Origin of the sequence: Nitratireductor sp. StC3 (assembly GCF_003015025.1) — a bacterium.
In the GTDB taxonomy this organism is placed as follows: domain Bacteria; phylum Pseudomonadota; class Alphaproteobacteria; order Rhizobiales; family Rhizobiaceae; genus Mangrovimarina; species Mangrovimarina alexandrii.
The window spans coordinates 1-17289 of the sequence record NZ_PYBP01000025.1 but is presented as its reverse complement, the minus strand read 5'-3'; the positions used below and the strand labels follow the sequence as shown (position 1 = coordinate 17289).

The window sequence follows — 17289 nt, the reverse complement described above, 5'->3', positions numbered from 1 at the left end:
GATGCTCCTTCAAAACCCCGATGATCTGTTCTTCCGAGAACCGTGATCGCTTCATTGCCTGTCTCCTTTGTCGAGGAACAGGCTAACCCAAAATCGGGAACATCTCAGGGGAGCAGGTCAGGATAAACCCCATACAAATTTCATTATTTTGCTGTCTGTACGAATCAGCATAATATATAATTTATTGATATAAGTAAGGGAAATTTATTGGAAATAAAGATTGCACTATAGATTGAACTATTTATTGAAGATGTTTCGAATTTCGTCTTGAAGTCGCTTATCCAAATCGTTGGCGTCAAGCCCCAGATCACGCGCGAAGACCTCGCGGTAAAGCGTGTAGCCATAGACCAAAGCGGCGTAGATCGCATGCAGAGCCTCGAGATCATCCGTTTCCTGAATCAGCCCGAGTGCCAGATCACGCTGCAGCAGCAGCAACGTGGCCTCCGCGTTGGGCATCAGCGTTGGAGCAGTCGAGCCGTCAAGGTGAAGCAGGGTCGTCAGCTTCAGCGTATCAACCGCATTCTGGGTCGCGACGAGCGCGTGCACGATCCGTTCATCCAGCGGCATCGGTTTCTTGGGGGTGGTTTTGGCTGCGTTACTTGCAGCCATGCGACGCCTGATGGCCGAGCGCAAAAGGCCGCGCCGATCTCCGAAGTGATGATAGACCAGCCCGCGGGTAACCTGGGCCTTGCGGGCCACGTCGTTGAGGTTGATTCCCGCCAGGACCCCCTGGTCCTCGAGCAGGTCGAGCACGGCCTTTTCGATTTTTTCCGTCACGGTGGCGGGCGCGTCGTCAGATGCGACGTCGGGAGCTTCATCGTCCAATGCGAGTGTCCTTGTGTCCAGTCATCGGCTCGGCTTCGATCTTCGTCCGTCGAGCGCGCTCATAAGCAATACACCGTCCAGCTGTTCAAGGTCGCCTGTACTGGCGCAACGGGCGACCGCTCTGAATTGACGCTTCGTCAATATGAGCGTCTGCGCATCGATTGCAAGCAATCGATCCAGGCGGTCTTCGAGCAGAGCCTGGAGGCTCCGTGCGGACCCGGCCTGACTGCACAATCCGCGCGCGACGCTTTCGCCACCCGTAAGAACACGGCCGTTCGTCAACATTTCCCAGGCGCCGGTGGCGCCCAGCGCGGCGATGATACGATACAGCCCCCCCCAGCCCAAGGGCAGTCCGAGTGACAGTTCCGGCAGTGAGAGGGTAGCATCGTCGGCCACCAGCCGGATGTCGCAGGCAAGGGCAAGCGCGAGTCCGCCGCCTATCGCGTGCCCCTGGATGACGGTGATCGTGACGGCGTTGGTCGCGGCAACGGCGTTGCAGGCCTGGTTCCCGATGTTAATTTTGGACTGCGCCCGCACGGGATCGGCCTCGTCGGGATGCGGTCCCGGGTAGCTGCGCAGATCGGCACCGGCGCAGAAAGAGGGACCGTCGCCACGCAGCACGATGACACGCGCGCCTGCCGCGTCGGCAGCCGCAAAGGCCTGGCCGACTGCTTCGAGCGTGTCGAAATCGAGCGCATTGCGGACTTTGGGCCGCATGATCGTGATTGTGGCAACCTGGTCGTCCCGGCTCCACTGCATTTCCACCATTGCGCGCTCCAGACCGGCGGAAGGATACGGAGTTGTGGTCATACGGACATCCTTTTGCGCTGCGTGATGTCGGCGGACCGGCGGTTCGTTTCCATCAGCACCTGCTCCAGTGCCGCGGCCCACGAGCCGCGGTCGGCGGCAAGGGTATCGTCTCGCCAACAGATGGGCGCACCGGCGGTCTGCGTAAGATCGGGTAGGCCTAGGGCGCGCCTGGCGAGAATGGCGGCGCCCCGCGTTGTCGCCTCGGCTGCGGACGCGCGGTGAAACTGCCTTTCAGCGGTGCGTGCCAGGATCGCGGTGAATGCCGCGCTGGCACTCAGCCCGCCGTCGACGCTTATTTGCGCCAGACGTCGGTCGAGTGCGCCCTCGAGCAACTCTATCGCCTCGCATGCGGAGCAGACGATACCATCGAGCACGGCGCGCGCTATGTCCGCAGGCGCATCTGCGCCCGACAGACCTAGGAAGGCTCCACGCGCCTGCGGCTTCCAGTGGGGCGCTCCGAGTCCGTACAGCGCAGGGACGAACACCGCGTCCCCATTCCGAACGCCCGGGTCCACGAGGCGGTCGAGCGCCGATGGCGATTCCAGCAGGCCGAGCCTAACCAGCCAATCGACCGACGAGCCGGCCGACTGGAACGACGTCTCGACGCCGTAGACCGTGCCGCGCGCATCGCTCAGGGCGACATTGGCGAAGATTGCGGCGCTGCTGGCGGGAGGGGCCGCATCGTCAAGGCGCACGTTGATCGCTCCGACCGTGCCGAGCGTGATCTTGGCCGCCCCCATTGTCTCGCAACCCTGCCCCAGCAGCGAGGCTTGCTGGTCGGCGATCACGGCCAATAGCGGCGGCTGACCGGGAAGCGCGGTGGCGGGGCCGAACGGTCCGTCGCAGGCGACCGTGCGCGCCAGGATGCCGCCCGGGAGCTTCAAGCCTGCGGCGACGTCTTCGTTCCAATCGAGCCCGGCGAGGTCGAGCAAGCCGGTATGGGAGGCGTTTGTATGATCGGTGATGTGAAGCGCACCCTCCGTCAGGATCCAGGCCAGCCAGCTATCGAGCGTTCCGGCGAGGATCTCGCCCCGGCGGCTGCGCGTCCGGTCCGGATCGACGGTGTCGAGCAGGTAACGGAGTTTGCCGGCCGTCAATCCGGCAATGAACGGCACCCCTTCGGCCCGCAGCCGTCGTTCGAGCGGGCGCGCGCGCGCGTCCGGCCAGCCGATCACCGGGGTTAGGGGCGTGCCGTCGCGACGGTCCCACAGCAAGCAACTGGTACGCTGCGTCGCCACGGCCACGCCGGCGACCGGTTGCTGTGCGCACAGCTCCGCCGCCGACCCCAGTACCGTCTCCGCGATCCATTGCGCATCCCAGCACATCGAGCCCGGGCCGTCGGCGCCTTCCGACATCGGCATGCGGCGGGTGGCGGTGATCGTGCCGTCTGACCCGACCACGCAAACCCGAACGCTGGTCGTGCCAAGGTCGATAACCATGATCGACGGTTCGCTCATGGCAGCCTTATCCGCAAGGCATCTCATCCTTCCAGTCGGGTGGCGCGCCGAACGGGCTGTCCAGACCCATTTTGCCTGGATTGAGGATCCGTTTCGGGTCGAGCGCCGTCTTCAGGTCGTCGAGCACATCGAAGCCCGTTCCCAACGCTTCGGAGACGAAGCGGCTGCGACCGAGCCCGATGCCGTGATGGTGGCTGAGATTGGCGCCGGATGCCAGGGCGGCGCGCGTTGCGGCGTCCCAGGCTTCCCGATACCAGCGCGGACGAAACGTCACGTCGGGCCGTCCGCCGAACATGAAATAGAGGCCGGCCCGGTCCGGATAAGCATGCGAGATGTGTGCCGTTGCCGTTCGCGTTCCCGCTACCTGCATCAGCGCGCCGGTAACCGCATCGTATGTTTCTGCGACCCGGGACCAGTGTACCGTCACCTCGAGTGTGTCGGGCGCGCGGTCGGCTATCAGCGTTTCGATTCCCGATACCGTGTTGCGGTGGGAAAGCCATCGGTCCACCAGAGCGCTGTCGAGCCTTGTGCCGTCACATTCCTCCAAAACGATCGCCCAGCCGGCGTCCACAAGCGCTGCTTCACCTTCGTCGTGCAGGATGAGGACATTTTGGCCGTCAGTGCCAAAATTTCTCACCGATTCGGTCGCGTCGTAGAGGCGAACCACTGCCGGCGTCGCGCCGCGTCGCATGAAGCGGCGTATCGCATCGCTTCCGGCCGCAAAGCTCGGAAACGAAAACGCTGCACTCACGCGATGGGTGGGTTTGGGGCAGATGCGAAGACGCGCCGAAGTGATGACGCCGAGCGCGCCTTCCGAGCCGACGAATATCTGGGTCAGGTCCGGTCCTGTCGCCGAATGCGAATATTCGCCGGTATCGACGACCCGGCCGTCCGCAAGCACGACTGTAAGGCCTTTGACGATGTCGGCCATCGTGCCGTAGCGGGTCGACATCTGGCCCGACCCGCAGCACGCGATCCAACCGCCGATGGTCGAAAGTGCGATCGACTGCGGCCAGTGACCGGCCGTATAGTCGTGCCGCTGCAGCGCGGCTTCGAAATCGTCACCGAACGTACCGGCGCCGACGTCGACGGTCAGGTCGTTCGCGCGCAAATCCCAGATGCCGGACATCTTCGTACAGTCCAGCGAGACGCCCCCGAAAACCGGTAACGATCCGCCCAGCACACCGCTTCGTCCTCCATAGGGAGTGACCGGGACGCCGTGTTCGTTGCAGACCGACAGGACTGCTGAGACTTCCTCCGTGCTGGTGGGCGCCACGACGACGGCGGGAAGTCGCGCGACCAGGCTCTGGCTTGCCCAGACCATCCCCAGCGGCCACCAGTCGCGGCTCGCGTCGATGAGGCTCGCTTCATCGACGCGAACGTCGTCGCACAAGGCCTCCAGCTGTGTGATCAGGCCGTCGCTTATGCGGGCGGGTGCGCCCTCCAGTGTCGTTGCCAGAGTGGCCAAAGAAAGCCTCGCTCCTCCGGGGGGAGGTTCCGGCCGCCGAGCGGGTACGGCAATCGGGGATTTGCTCATGAAAGTTCCTTCCGGTCTTTTCGGTGGCGCGGACAGGGTCAGGTGTGCCGCGGAGATGGGATGCGGGAATGCGCCGAAGTCGGGAGCGGCGCCGCCAATGCTCCCAGTTCACGCGTGAGGACATCGCGTGCGTGTTGCAGTTCGGCGTCCTTGCGGACACGGGACCAGTCCGTCCAATCCATGATCCTGTCGCCGATGCGCGCGATGTCGGCCAGTACCACGCGGCCGCAGAACGTCCCAAGCCGAGTTCGACGGAGAAGTATGTCGGCAAGATGTAGGCCCATCTCCGCGTGCAGTCCCCGAACGGCATCGGCCAGCAATGTCTCGTTTCCGGGTAGCAGCGGTTCGGCGAGCCGGTCGTCCAAGGCGATTAGGGTTGCCGCGCTGGGAACTCGGTTGCCGTGACGAAACTCTGTGGGATCGGCATGGCCAGTCAGTTTGAGTGCGCTTGTGATCGACCGACGCTTCAGGTCGAGCAGGCCGACGACGAGGTCCGTCGCTTCCTCGGCCATTGCACGATAGGTGGTCAGTTTCCCGCCGGTCACGGTGACGAAGCCGGGTGCCTCAAGCTCGACGAGATGTCGTCGCGAGAGGTCCGCGGAGCGGTGTCTGCCCTGTTCGCCAAGGAGTGGACGCAGGCCGGCCCATCCGCCGGTGACGTCGTCGATCGACACGGGTTCGCGCAAATGCTGGTTGAGCCCGTCGAGCAAATATTCGACATCGCTCGCGTCGATACACGGCGTGTCCGCGGCGCTTCCCCCGGCCGTGTCGGTTGAGCCAACATAGGCGAAGGGGCCGGCGTTGATCACTGAGACAGTGCGCCGGTCTCTCTTCACCGGCAGGCTGATCGCCGTGTCGTTGAGCATTTTCGCTGCCGGCAGTACGAGGTGGACACCCTTGGCCGGAGACAACCGACCGGCCGCTCTGCCCTTCTCCCGTGGGACGATGCGGTCGGCCCACACGCCGGTGGCGTTGACGACGACGCGGGCACGAAGCTCGAACGTGCCTTCCTCGGCCCTTACGCGTATGGTGCGTCCGCCCGGGCCGAACGCCGATATCGATTTGCATTCGGCATGGTTCAATACCGCTGCACCGTGTTCGGCCGCGCTTGCCAGCACCGACAGTGTCAGGCGTACATCGTCTGCGCGAAGATCGTGCATCAGATATCCGCCACCGACGTCATCGGCTGACAGGGACGGCATGTGCTGGATCGTCTCGCGCGCCGAGAGCCGCTTGTGGCGTCGGCCCAGCCGCCAGGCCCCGGCCATCTGGTAACTCCACAACGCACCGCCGATCGCGCGAAACAGGCGTGGATTAACAATGCCGTCGCGACGCAACAGAGGGATCACAAAAGGTAGAATGTCGACGAGGTGCGGGGCATTGCGGTGCAGCCTCCGGCGTTCGCGCAGCGATTCGCGAACAAGGGCGACGTCGCCAGTCTGCAGGTAGCGGAAGCCGCCGTGTACCATTTTCGACGAGCGCGAAGACGTGCCGGACGCGAAGTCTCCCTTCTCCACCAGCCCGGTCCGCAGCCCGCGGCTGGCCGCGTCGAGCGCTACGCCCGCCCCTGTGACGCCGCCGCCCACCACCAGCACGTCGAGAGTTGCGCCGTCGAGCTTTGCAAGATGGGCCGCGCGATCGGCCAGCGGCGCATCGCACAGCGCTTCCCTGATTTGGCGGATGGTGGCGCTCGTCGCCGAGCGTACCGGTTCGGTCATGCCTCGCGCTCCGGAACCATAAGAGCGTCGAGAGCGACAAGTCCGCCCCGGGAATCGCGAACCATAGGATTGATGTCGATTTCTGCCACCTTGCCGGAGCGCAAGATGGTGTCGATGGCTTCGATCACCGGTTTGAATGCGCCTTTGGCGAGGTCATAGCTCCGTTCGATCCGGTCGGCGAAAGCCGTGTGGGTATCGATATCGGTGTTGAGCAGAAGCGCATGCCGCTCGTGCTGCGCGGATTCGATGTCACCGCCGCCGGGGCCGACGACGAGAATGGGCCCGAAGGCGGGATCTACCAGGCCGCCGACGCCGATTTCCTGGTCAAACCGGATCAGCGGTTGAACGAGGATACGGCGCTGCGGGTCGTTCGATGCCGCGTCGAGGCGGCGGGCCATGTCGATGAGGGCATCGGGCAGCGCTTCCAGGGCCACGCCCACGCGGACGAGACCGCTCCTGGCGCGATGGGGAATGTCGTGAGCGTTCGCCTTCACCGCTACTTCGGACCAGCCGTTCGCTGCGCACGCCGCGGCGAGTGCGGCGCATTGCGACGGGGAGGCCGAAACGGATGGGACGGTGTTCATGCCCAGCGACTCGAGAATCTCGGTACTCTCCAGTTCGGCCAGCGTCGTCTGGCCCGGATTGATCGGCGAAAGCCCAATGTCCGTCGATGGTCGCATGCTCCAGCGCGACACCGGCCCCGTCTTCAGCACACTCATAGCAAGGAGATCGCGCACCCCCTCGGCCATCGAAGTGGCCACGACGCCCGGCGCCGTCACCAGTTCCAATCCCTCGGGCGGCGCTATCTGCCAGACAAAAATCGCCGGTTTTGAGAGGCGGGCGCACATCTGCGCGACGGCGGCGAGCGGCGCCACCGTCATTTCTCCGAATGCATAGTAGACCAGAACGGCGTCGATGTCGGGCTCGGCTTCGAGTATGGCCAGGGTGGGCGCTACGCGGTCGAGCGTGGCTTCCCATCCGCCGCCGATATCGATCGGGTTTGTGTCCCCCGCTCCGGAAAGCTTGACGGCGCGGATGCGGGCCTGCGTGTCGGGCGAGAATGGCTCGACCCGGGCACCGTCGACGCTCAACCGGTCGGCAAGCACCGCCGCCGCGCCGCCGGAGTTTGACAGCACCGCCACGCGCGGGCTTTCCGGCAGGCTCCAGCCGTTGGCCAGGGCGGTTAGTACAGGCTTGACCGCGTCGTCGTCGGCGAGCCGGACGATCCCGAAGTCTCGGCACAGCGCCTCCACCATCGCCGCGTCGCCGGCGATGGCGGCCGTATGCGACAACGCTGCCCGTCTGCCGGCGGCGGACAACCCCGCCTGAAGCAGGACGATACGCTTGCCGAGGTCGTGGGCCCGCATTGCCGCGCGAGCAAGATTGCCGGGGTCGCGCAACGTCTCCAGATACAGGATGACCGTTTCGACGTCGTCGCGCTCGATCAGTTCGCGCGCGATCATCGGCGCTGTCAGGCACGTCTCGTTGCCGACGCTGACAAAGTGCGAATAGCCGACGCCCGCATTCTCTACGCAGCGGGTCAGCACGACGCCGAGCGCTCCCGATTGAGCTACGAGGGCCACGGGTCCTGCAGGCAGCAGTGGACGATTGAGGAACGGTGCGACCGATATCTTTACATTGTCGATCCGGTTGGAAAATCCGAGACAGTTGGGGCCAAGCAATGGCATGTCGCCGGCCGCCTCGGCCAGCTCGGCCTCCAGGCGTCGGCCATCTTCGCCGAACTCGGCAAACTCCGAAGCAAACACGACGGCCGCTTTCGCGCCAAGGGCGCGGGCTTCACGCACCAGTGCCACGGCCGGTTGCGCGCGCACGCAGATGACGACCAGATCGAGCGAGGAGCAGTCTGCCAGCGCACGTGTCGTGTCGACGCCGGGAAAATCGTCGCGCGGATGGACGACTTGCAGACGCCCGTCAAAACCACCTTCCAGCAGAACGCGCACGACACGATGGCCCCAGGATTCGGGCTCTGCGACCTTAACCCCGACGATCACGATGGATCGCGGTGCCAGGAGCTGTGAGATATCGACACGCCTGCCGTATCTGGCGCCGCTATCCTTGCACGCGTTCATGTTGAGCAATCCGCTGTTGCCTCGACGGCGTGAAATCTGCCCTCGGGATTCGAAAATTGTCAATATGTTAATTTTGCTTGACACAATGATAATTCACCCTCCAATCTCTGTGGAAATCGCGAAAAAAGCAGCAGGCCAAGGAGGAAGCGGAGACTATGACCGACGACCAGAAACTTGATCTCGTCAGGCGCGGTGCGATGAGCCGGCGCGACTTCGTGCAGCTCGCATTGGCCGCCGGCGTCAGTTCGACCGTGGCGCTTGGGGCCTATTCGAATGCCATGGCAGCCGAACCCAAGAAAGGGGGGCATTTTCGCCTCGGCCAGTCGAGCGGCTCGAGCAACGACACGCTCGATCCCGCAACGTGGGCCAGCGGATTTGCCGGCGTGATCGGAATCGGGATCATCGGTGATGCTCTTGTGGACATTGACGCCTCCAACAATGCCGTTCCTGCCCTGGCCGAAAGTTTCGAGGCCACCAACGCAGATGCGAGCGAGTGGGCCTTCAAGTTGCGCAAGGGGGTCGAGTTCTCGAATGGACGCAGCCTGAAGCCAAAGGACGTGCTGGCTTCATACCATCACCATATGGGCGAAAACTCAAAATCGGGGGTCCGCTCGACGCTGGCTGATATCAGGCAGATCAGAATCGATGGCGACGACACCGTCGTGTTCGAGCTGGAACAAGGCAATGCGGATTTTCCGTATATAACGTCGGATTATCGGCTGCCGATCCTTCAGGCCGAGGATGACGGCACGCTCGATTGGTCGAGCGGCGTCGGTACGGGTGCCTTCAGCCTTGAGCATTTCGAGCCGGGCGTTCGGCTCGAAGCGCGCCGCAACCCGAATTACTGGCGTGACGCTTGGTTCGAGTCGGTCGAGATGCTGGCGATCCACGATGTGGTGGCGCGTACCGCGGCGCTGAAGACTGGGGACGTCGACTACATAACGAACCTCGATCTCAAAACGCTCAATCTGTTGAAGCGAGATGCCGCTCTTGCGATCACCAACGTGACCGGTTTCGCCTTTTACGTCGCGCCGATGGACGTACGGGTCTCGCCGTTTGACAACAACGACGCCCGTCTGGCGCTCAAATATGCGGTCGATCGCGAGGAACTGGTTGAAAAGATCCTTCGCGGCTACGGCAAGGTCGGCAACGACAATCCGATCGCCCCATCGATCAAATACGCAATCCAGCCGGAGCCGGTGCACGGTTACGATCCGGACCGAGCCAGGTATCACCTCAAAAAGGCTGGCTTGTCGTCCATGCGGGTCGACCTGTCCGCCTCCGATGCCGCTTTCCCGGGTGCGGTCGATGCCGCCATATTGATGCAGTCGAGCGCAAAAAAATGCGGCATCGACATCAATGTGATCCGGGAGGCCGCGGACGGTTACTGGTCAAACGTGTGGATGAAGAAGCCGTGGTGCATGTCCTACTTTCGCGGAAGGCCCACGATCGACTGGATGATGTCGATGGTCTACTATTCGAAGGCGGCCTGGAACGACACGTTCTGGGAGAACACTCGCTTTGACGACTTGCTCGGCAAAGCCCGCGTTGAGACGAACGAAGCCCGCCGTGGTGAGATGTATGCAGAAATACAGCAGATTCTGCACGATGAGGGTGGCGCGAATGTCTTGATGTTCAACGATTATGTGTCGGGCCATTCGGCCAAGCTGGCACACGGGGCGCTCAATTCGAATCTCGATCTCGACGGCGGCTACATTTTCCGCAAGTGGTGGTACGCCTGACCTTTCCCTTCCACCTCGCTCCCGATCGCAGTCGTGGGGCGAGGTGTCAGGATCTCATTGCATGACACGACTTCTCGCACTCGTCCTCAGACGGCTGGGACTCGGCTTGTTCACGCTGCTGGGCGTCTCCCTGATTATCTTCTTCTCGGTAGACCTTCTGCCGGGAGGATTCGCCGAGGCTATCCTGGGGCAGGCGGCAACGCCGGAGGCGGTCGCCGCGATCAATCGCGAACTGGGTCTGGATCAGCCGTTCTGGGTACGCTACCTGGAGTGGATTGGCGCTGCGGTCCAGGGCGATTTCGGCGTTTCCTTCTCCGGGCGAAGCGATATCGGTGCGCGGCACGTCACCGACCTGATCGCACCCCGACTGGCCAATACGCTATTTCTTGCCGGCGTTACCGGACTGGTGGCGGTCACGCTGTCGCTGACGCTGGGGCTCCTAGCCGCGCTCTATCGGGACACGCTTTTTGACCGCACGATAAACGTGGTCTCGCTCACGATGATATCGGTACCGGAATTTTTCCTCGGATATATGTTGATCCTTGTATTGGCGGTGAATGCGGGATGGTTTCCCGCACTTTCGAGCGTAACCGCCGACATGGCCCTTTCCGAACGTCTGTGGCGCGTCGCCCTGCCGGCGACCGTCCTGACGCTGGTGATCTCGGCGCACATGATGCGCATGACCCGGACCTCGATCATCAACCTGCTCGGCAGCGCCTATATCGAAATGGCCCATCTACGGGGCTTCCGAAGGTGGGTCATCATCCTGCGTCACGCCTTGCCGAATGCATGGGCTCCGATCGCCAATGTGATCGCATTCAACCTCGCCTACCTGATCGTGGGGGTCGTGGTTGTCGAAGTGGTGTTCGTCTACCCCGGCATCGGACAACTGATGGTGGATGCGGTCGTCTCGCGCGATATCCCCGTCGTCCAAGCCTGTTCGCTGCTGTTTGCGATGACATATATTGGTCTCAACCTGCTCGCCGATGTCGTGGCCATCGCCAGCAATCCCAGGTTGCTGCATCCGAAATGACCATCAACCCCGTTCGCCCCAGCCGTTGTCGCATCCTCCCGAGCCGAAGCGGCCGCCTGTGTCAAACCATGCGCCGGGCGCCCCCCTCCGCATGGTTCGGCATGAGCGTTCTGGCCATCTATGTCCTGGTCGCCGTTCTCGCACCGCTTCTGGCTCCCTACGGCGAGAGCGAGGTGTTCGATGAATCCTTCGCGCCGTGGAGCGCGCAGTTCGTGTTCGGCACCGATTATCTGGGCCGGGATGTGCTGTCGCGGCTGATCTACGGCGCGCGCAACACCATGGCGATCGCCGTGGCGGCGACCACATTGTCCTTTGCAGTCGGCGCACTGCTTGGCATCGCCGCCGCTCTCAATCAGGGCTGGTTCGATACCGTGCTCAGCCGGCTGGTCGACACGCTCATGGCGATTCCGGCTCTGATTTTCGCCCTCATGCTGCTGGCGATATTCGGATCCTCGATTCCCAATCTGATCCTGATCATCGCGCTGATCGACTCCACGCGTGTCTTCAGGCTCACGCGTTCCGTTGCCATGGATGTGGCGGTGATGGATTTCGTAGAGATTGCCCACCTGCGCAGGGAGGGCTTCGTGTGGATGCTGCGGCGTGAGATCCTTCCCAACGTGACCACGCCGCTGATCGCCGAGTTCGGCATGCGCTACTGCTTCGTGTTCCTGGGCATTGCCGCGCTCTCCTTTCTAGGGGTTGGCATCCAGCCGCCGACAGCCGACTGGGGGTCGATGGTGCGCGAGAACGCCACCTTGATCGCCTATGGTGACCTCACCCCGATGCTGCCAGCCGCGGCGATTGCACTGCTGACCGTGGCAATCAACTTTATCGTGGATTGGCTCCTAGCCCTTTCGAGCAGGCTGAACGATGCGCAGTGACGACCGTAAGACCGCTCCGCTCCTCGAAATCCGGAACCTTCATGTCGACGGGGGCACCGATCAGGGGAGCGTGTCGATCATCAAGGGCGTCAGCCTTGCCGTGGGACGCGGAGAAATGCTGGGCCTTGTCGGTGAATCGGGAGCGGGCAAGTCGACCCTCGGTTTGGCGGCAATGGGCTATGCCCGTCGCAACTGCAGGCTGTCGAAAGGGGCTGTACTTTTCGACGGGGTCGATCTCGTCACTGCCGGCAGGGAGGCGCGGCGCAGGCTGCGGGGGGCGCGCGTAACCTATATCGCCCAGAGCGCCGCCGCATCGTTCAACCCGGCGCGTCGGTTGATGGTTCAGACCATCGAAGCCACCGTGCGCCACGGTTTGCGGTCCCGCTACGACGCGATGCGCGATGCGGTTGACCTGTTTGAGAAGATGAACCTGCCCGAGCCGCACAAGATAGGGCAGCGTTATCCGCATCAGGTCTCCGGCGGGCAGCTCCAGCGTATCATGACCGCTGCGGCTGTTTCCTCGCGCCCGGACTTGATCGTGTTCGACGAACCCACGACCGCGCTCGACGTGACGACCCAGGTCGAGGTCCTTGCCACGATGCGCGATATCGTGAGACGTCTGGATATCGCGGGAATCTACATCACCCACGATCTGGCCGTGGTCGCCCAGATGGCGGACCGCATCGCGGTGCTGCGCCATGGCGAGCTTGTAGAGGAAGCGCCGACGCGGCGCATGCTCAGTGCGCCCCAGGCCGAGTATACCCGCAGTCTCTGGTCCGTGCGCGAACTGCATAAGCCCGAAAACCCTGGCGGGAAGCCGGTTCTGCGCGTGGCCGGGCTGAGTGCCGCCTACGCAAGCGCCCGGGTTCTCGACGATGTCACCATCGAGGTTCCGCGCGGGCGTACCGTGGCCCTCGTCGGTGAATCGGGGTCCGGCAAATCGACACTCGGCCGGGTGATTTCCGGACTTCTGCCTCCTGTCGCCGGCACGATGGAGTTCGAGGGAACGTCGCTGGCGCCACGGCTGCGCAATAGACCGATGTCTCAGGTCCGGCGTATCCAGATGATTTATCAGATGGCCGATACCGCGATGAATCCGCGCCAACCGGTGCACGAGATCATCGGCAGGCCGATGGCCCGCTTCCTCGGCATGAACCGCCGGCAGCGGCGTGAACGGACATTGGAACTTCTGGATCTGATCGAACTTGGCGCCGAGGTCCATGATCGCTATCCCGACGAATTGTCGGGCGGCCAGAAGCAGCGCATCTGCATCGCCCGTGCCTTGGCCGCCGAACCGAGCCTCATCATTTGCGACGAGGTAACCTCCGCCCTCGACCAGCTTGTCCAGGATAGCATCCTGCGCCTGCTGCTCCGGCTGCAGGAGGAGCTTGGCCTGAGCTACCTGTTCATCACCCACGACATCGACACCGTGCGGGCGATAGCGGATCGGGTCGTGGTTCTGCATCGCGGCCGGATCGTCGAGCAGGGCCTGAAATCCGAGGTCCTGTCGCCGCCGCATCCTCCCTACACCGACCTGTTGCTGTCGTCGGTGCCACAGATGGAGCCGGACTGGCTGAGCGGCGTGCTCGCCAGAAGGGCCGACTGAGCAGTTTCATCGCGCTGTATCCAAGATTGACGTTGTGAAAATGATGATTGACATTATGTCAAACTCCGACACTATGGACCCGAAAGCCCGGAATGACCGGGACAGGCCGTAAGGGGCAATCAGATGAATGCTGTACAGGAGCCGGGCCGCACGACCCCGGTGCTCGCGGAGACCGACGTGCTGGTTGTGGGCAGTGGGCCTGCCGGTCTTTCGGCCGCGCTCGCTGCCGCACGCGCCGGTGCGAAGACGCTGTTGGTCGAGCGTTTCGCGGCTTTCGGCGGCAACATCACCCAGGCGATGGTGGGCACGATCGGCTGGTACAGACATCCCGGAACCGTGGAGTCGGGGGGTATCGGCGTCGAGTATGAACGGCGCGCCAAGGCGCAGGGCTTCAGCCACAAGGATTATGATGGCGATTCAGAGATCCTCGACAGCGAATCGTTCAAGATCGTCATTGACGACATGATCCGCGAGGCGGGCGTCACGCCGCTGCTGCACACCTGGACGGTCGGCGTTCTCAAGGACGGCAATGCGGTCACCGGCATCATTACGGAAAGCAAGTCGGGACGGCAGGCCATTCGCGCCAGGCGCGTGATCGATGCCACGGGCGACGGCGACGTGGCGGTCATGGCGGGGGCCGATTTTGAGGAACTGCCCGGTGACCAGCGCATGGGAGCAACCACCACCTTCAATTGCAGCGGCGTCGACAAGGAAGAATTCCTCGCCTACGTGAAGGCGAACCCCGAAACACTCGACAGCTGGGCCAAAACCACCAGCGGCAAGGAGGACAAGATGTTCTCCACCTGGCTACAGGCGCCGTTCGAGGCGGCGAAGGCAGCCGGCGACATTCCCGACGACATCAACATCTACGGTTACTGGGGCGGGCTGACGGATACCGGTGAAGCGACGAATATTTCGCTTGCCCACACCCGCAATATCGACGCGACCGACGTGCGCAGCCTGACGTGGGGCGAAATGGAGAACCGCCGCAAGGTGCTCTACGCCTACCGCGCCCTCAAGAAATATGTGCCCGGCTTCCAGAACGCCCGGCTGCAATCGATGAGCATCCTGGGCATCCGGGACTCGCGCAGGATCGTCGGCGATTACCAGATGTCCGAGCATGACGTGAAGAACGAAGCCCGCTTTGACGATTCGATCGGCATCTTTCCAGAGTTCCTCGATGCCTACGGGACCGTGATCATGCCGACCACGGGACGGTATATGCATATCCCCTACCGCATCTGTCTGCCGCGCGGCCTCGACAACATCGCCGTAGCGGGCCGGTCCGTTTCGGCCGACAAGATCGCGTTCGCCGCGACGCGGCAGATGAGCTGTTCGACGGTGACCGGTCAGGGCGCGGGCATTGCCGCCGCCATTTCAGCAAAACAGGGAGTTCCAAGCCGGAAGGCCGATATGGCGGCGGTGCAGGCCGAACTCGAGCGCCAGGGCGTGCGCTATCTCTAGCGCGCCGGGGGGGCGGGCCGGGCGGCCGCTGATGTCGTTGGGGCGATCCGCTGGGAGGCCCGGCCCATTTCCCGCCGGCGCGCCTCGGCTGCAACAGTGAGCGAATAGGACATTTGTAATGAAGACCTACACCGAACCGGCGCGGACCATTCCCGTCATGACCGAGGTCGATGTTCTGGTTGTCGGCAGCGGCCCGGGCGGCCTGTCGGCGGCTGTTGCCGCGGCCCGCGCCGGCGCCCGAACGATGCTGGTCGAACGGTACGGATGTTTCGGCGGCGTTCTCACCCATGTCGGCGTGGAGACCATCTCGTGGTATCGCGGCGAGCATACCGTCGACGGCGAGGGGCTGGGACTGGAGTTCGAACAGCGCGCCCGTGCGGCCGGCGGCACCCGCGACAATCGCTCCGGTCGCGGCAACACCATAAATTCGGAGATGTTCAAGGTCATCGCCGATGAACTGGTGCGCGATGCCGGCGTGATTCCTCTCCTGCACAGCGCCGCCGTCGGCGTGATCGTAGAGGACGGCACCATCAAAGGGATAATCACCGAAAGCAAGTCGGGACGCCAGGCGATCATGGGGCGCGTTGTCATCGATGCGACCGGGGACGCCGATATCGCCCACATGGTCGGCGTTCCCTACACCAAGACGCCGCGCGAGAACATGCTGGGTGTGACGGTCGTGTTTTCCTGTGCCGGCGTCGATCGGGAAGCCTTCCTAGCCTATACCCGGGCCAACCGGGCGACCTATGGCGACTGGGGCGAATCCTGGTCCGTCAAGACCACGGGCAAGGAAGACGACATCGAAACCAACTACCTTCAGGAGCCTTTTCTCCAGGCTCAGCGTGACGGTCTGATCCCGAAAGAGATCAAAAGCATCGCCGGCAGTTGGAGCACGGTCACCGAAGCCGGTGAGGCCACCTATCTCAATCTCAATTACATGTCCGGGTACGACAGCACCGACGTTCACGATCTGACGCGGGGCGAAATGGACGGTCGGTATCAGGCCATGCTGGCGATCAAGGCGTTGAACGCCTATGTGCCCGGCTTCGAGAAGGCCCGCTTGCGGACCTTCGGCATGACACTCGGCACCCGCGATTCCCGCAAGATCGTCGGCCGTTACAACCTGACCGGCGAGGACGTGCAGAACGAGGCGCGGTTCGAGGATGTGATCGGCATCTTTCCGGAATTCCTGGACGGATACGGATTGCTCACCCTGCCGACCACCGGCCGCTATTTCCACATTCCCATGGGAAGCCTCATACCGCAAGGCGTGGATAATCTCCTGATTGCCGGTCGCTGCATTGCAGGGGACCGCGTTTCGCATGCCGCGACACGCAACATGATGTGCTGCACGGTTTCGGGCCAAGGCGCGGGCGCGATTGCGGCAGTGTGCGCGCGCGACGACATGCCGGTTAGCCAGGTACGCCACGAACCGGTGCAGGCTGTCCTGCGAAACCAGGGAGTGCGCCTCAATTAGGCTCAGGACTCGTCAAATCAGAGCCAGAAGATAACCGTTGTGGCGAGCGCGATGGCGGAGAAGAAGGCCATTGGGTACCTATCGTAGAGCTTAGCGACATGCCGCCAGTTTCTAAGGCGCCCGAACATGATCTTGATGCGGATGCGCCGTTTTTAGCTGTGCTAGTCGTATTTGATGGTCTTATGTCGGGGGTTCCTACCCGGAATGCAGGACGTCATCCTCTTCATCCTCTTCGCCTGTAAAATGTTACAATACCAATCAGCATCATAGCTGCGGTCGACCAGCAGCTATTTGGCCTTGGAAAGATCATAAAGAAAGGCAGCAGCACCCATGTAATCGCTGACCTAACCTTCCGTCATAAAGAAACTGACCAGACGACCATTCGCATCCGCTACGGCATGAAGCTTGGTGTTCATGCCGCCTTTCGTGCGTCCATGTTTCGTGAACCGGGTTCAGCTGGCGGCCTCGCTGCCATTACTTGTCGGCAATCACTGTCTGTTGGACATGCTCGCGTATGCCGACGCCATTTTCCTTTCCGCTCGACTTCTTCTGCAAAGGAAGCATTGGTTTGTGCGTCGCGCGCCGCATGGCTGCGGTGCCTTCTCGCCTGGTGGTAGCGCCGGGCTTGTCGTGGTAGCGGCGCCGGACG

General features: G+C 62.8%; 12 protein-coding genes and 1 pseudogene. 6 read left to right on the top strand and 7 right to left on the bottom strand.

Translation table 11 applies throughout. The features are described 5' to 3' along the window. Positions 1 to 237: 237 nt before the first annotated feature. The 6 genes from C7T96_RS23545 to C7T96_RS23520 are packed head-to-tail and all read right to left on the bottom strand — an operon-like array spanning position 238 to position 8437. Positions 238 to 825 carry a TetR/AcrR family transcriptional regulator gene (locus tag C7T96_RS23545; protein ID WP_158264456.1) on the bottom strand — a complete coding sequence of 196 codons (588 nt, stop codon included), beginning with the start codon at positions 823 to 825 and terminating at the stop codon, positions 238 to 240. A gap of 21 nt (positions 826 to 846) precedes the next feature. Further along, positions 847 to 1635: an enoyl-CoA hydratase/isomerase family protein gene (locus tag C7T96_RS23540; protein WP_106573698.1), complete on the bottom strand. Its 789-nt coding sequence runs from the start codon at positions 1633 to 1635 to the stop codon at positions 847 to 849. Beyond that, positions 1632 to 3092: an FGGY family carbohydrate kinase gene (locus C7T96_RS23535; protein WP_158264455.1), complete on the bottom strand. Its 1461-nt coding sequence runs from the start codon at positions 3090 to 3092 to the stop codon at positions 1632 to 1634. Before C7T96_RS23535 ends, C7T96_RS23540 begins: the two co-directional genes overlap by 4 nt. A gap of 7 nt (positions 3093 to 3099) precedes the next feature. After that, positions 3100 to 4629 carry an FAD-binding oxidoreductase gene (locus C7T96_RS23530; protein ID WP_106573696.1) on the bottom strand — a complete coding sequence of 510 codons (1530 nt, stop codon included), beginning with the start codon at positions 4627 to 4629 and terminating at the stop codon, positions 3100 to 3102. Between the two features lie 38 nt (positions 4630 to 4667). Next, entirely contained in the window at positions 4668 to 6347 is a 1680-nt protein-coding gene (locus C7T96_RS23525) for a glycerol-3-phosphate dehydrogenase/oxidase (protein ID WP_106573695.1), read from the bottom strand. Further along, complete coding sequence (locus C7T96_RS23520) at positions 6344 to 8437, bottom strand: acetate--CoA ligase family protein (protein WP_245414242.1); 2094 nt, start codon at positions 8435 to 8437, stop codon at positions 6344 to 6346. The genes C7T96_RS23525 and C7T96_RS23520 overlap by 4 nt, the downstream gene beginning before the upstream one ends. Before the next feature lie 155 nt (positions 8438 to 8592). Here C7T96_RS23520 and C7T96_RS23515 point away from each other — a divergent pair, with 155 nt between their 5' ends. The 6 genes from C7T96_RS23515 (at position 8593) to C7T96_RS23490 (ending at position 16640) form a co-directional block, all read left to right on the top strand. Beyond that, positions 8593 to 10179, top strand: coding sequence for an ABC transporter substrate-binding protein (locus tag C7T96_RS23515; RefSeq protein WP_245414240.1), 1587 nt, complete (start codon positions 8593 to 8595; stop codon positions 10177 to 10179). Between the two features lie 61 nt (positions 10180 to 10240). Further along, positions 10241 to 11212: an ABC transporter permease gene (locus C7T96_RS23510; RefSeq protein WP_106573693.1), complete on the top strand. Its 972-nt coding sequence runs from the start codon at positions 10241 to 10243 to the stop codon at positions 11210 to 11212. Beyond that, positions 11209 to 12093, top strand: coding sequence for an ABC transporter permease (locus C7T96_RS23505; RefSeq protein WP_106573692.1), 885 nt, complete (start codon positions 11209 to 11211; stop codon positions 12091 to 12093). Before C7T96_RS23510 ends, C7T96_RS23505 begins: the two co-directional genes overlap by 4 nt. Next, on the top strand, positions 12083 to 13699 hold the full coding sequence (locus C7T96_RS23500; RefSeq protein ID WP_106573691.1) for an ABC transporter ATP-binding protein: 1617 nt from the start codon (positions 12083 to 12085) through the stop codon (positions 13697 to 13699). The genes C7T96_RS23505 and C7T96_RS23500 overlap by 11 nt, the downstream gene beginning before the upstream one ends. Before the next feature lie 123 nt (positions 13700 to 13822). Next, positions 13823 to 15163: an FAD-dependent oxidoreductase gene (locus tag C7T96_RS23495; RefSeq protein WP_106573690.1), complete on the top strand. Its 1341-nt coding sequence runs from the start codon at positions 13823 to 13825 to the stop codon at positions 15161 to 15163. A gap of 118 nt (positions 15164 to 15281) precedes the next feature. Further along, entirely contained in the window at positions 15282 to 16640 is a 1359-nt protein-coding gene (locus C7T96_RS23490; RefSeq protein ID WP_106573689.1) for an FAD-dependent oxidoreductase, read from the top strand. Positions 16641 to 16657: 17 nt separating this feature from the next. Here the strand turns inward: C7T96_RS23490 and C7T96_RS23485 are convergent. Continuing rightward, positions 16658 to 17074 (bottom strand): annotated as a pseudogene (locus C7T96_RS23485) (IS5/IS1182 family transposase); the annotation flags it as partial. Positions 17075 to 17289: the final 215 nt, after the last annotated feature.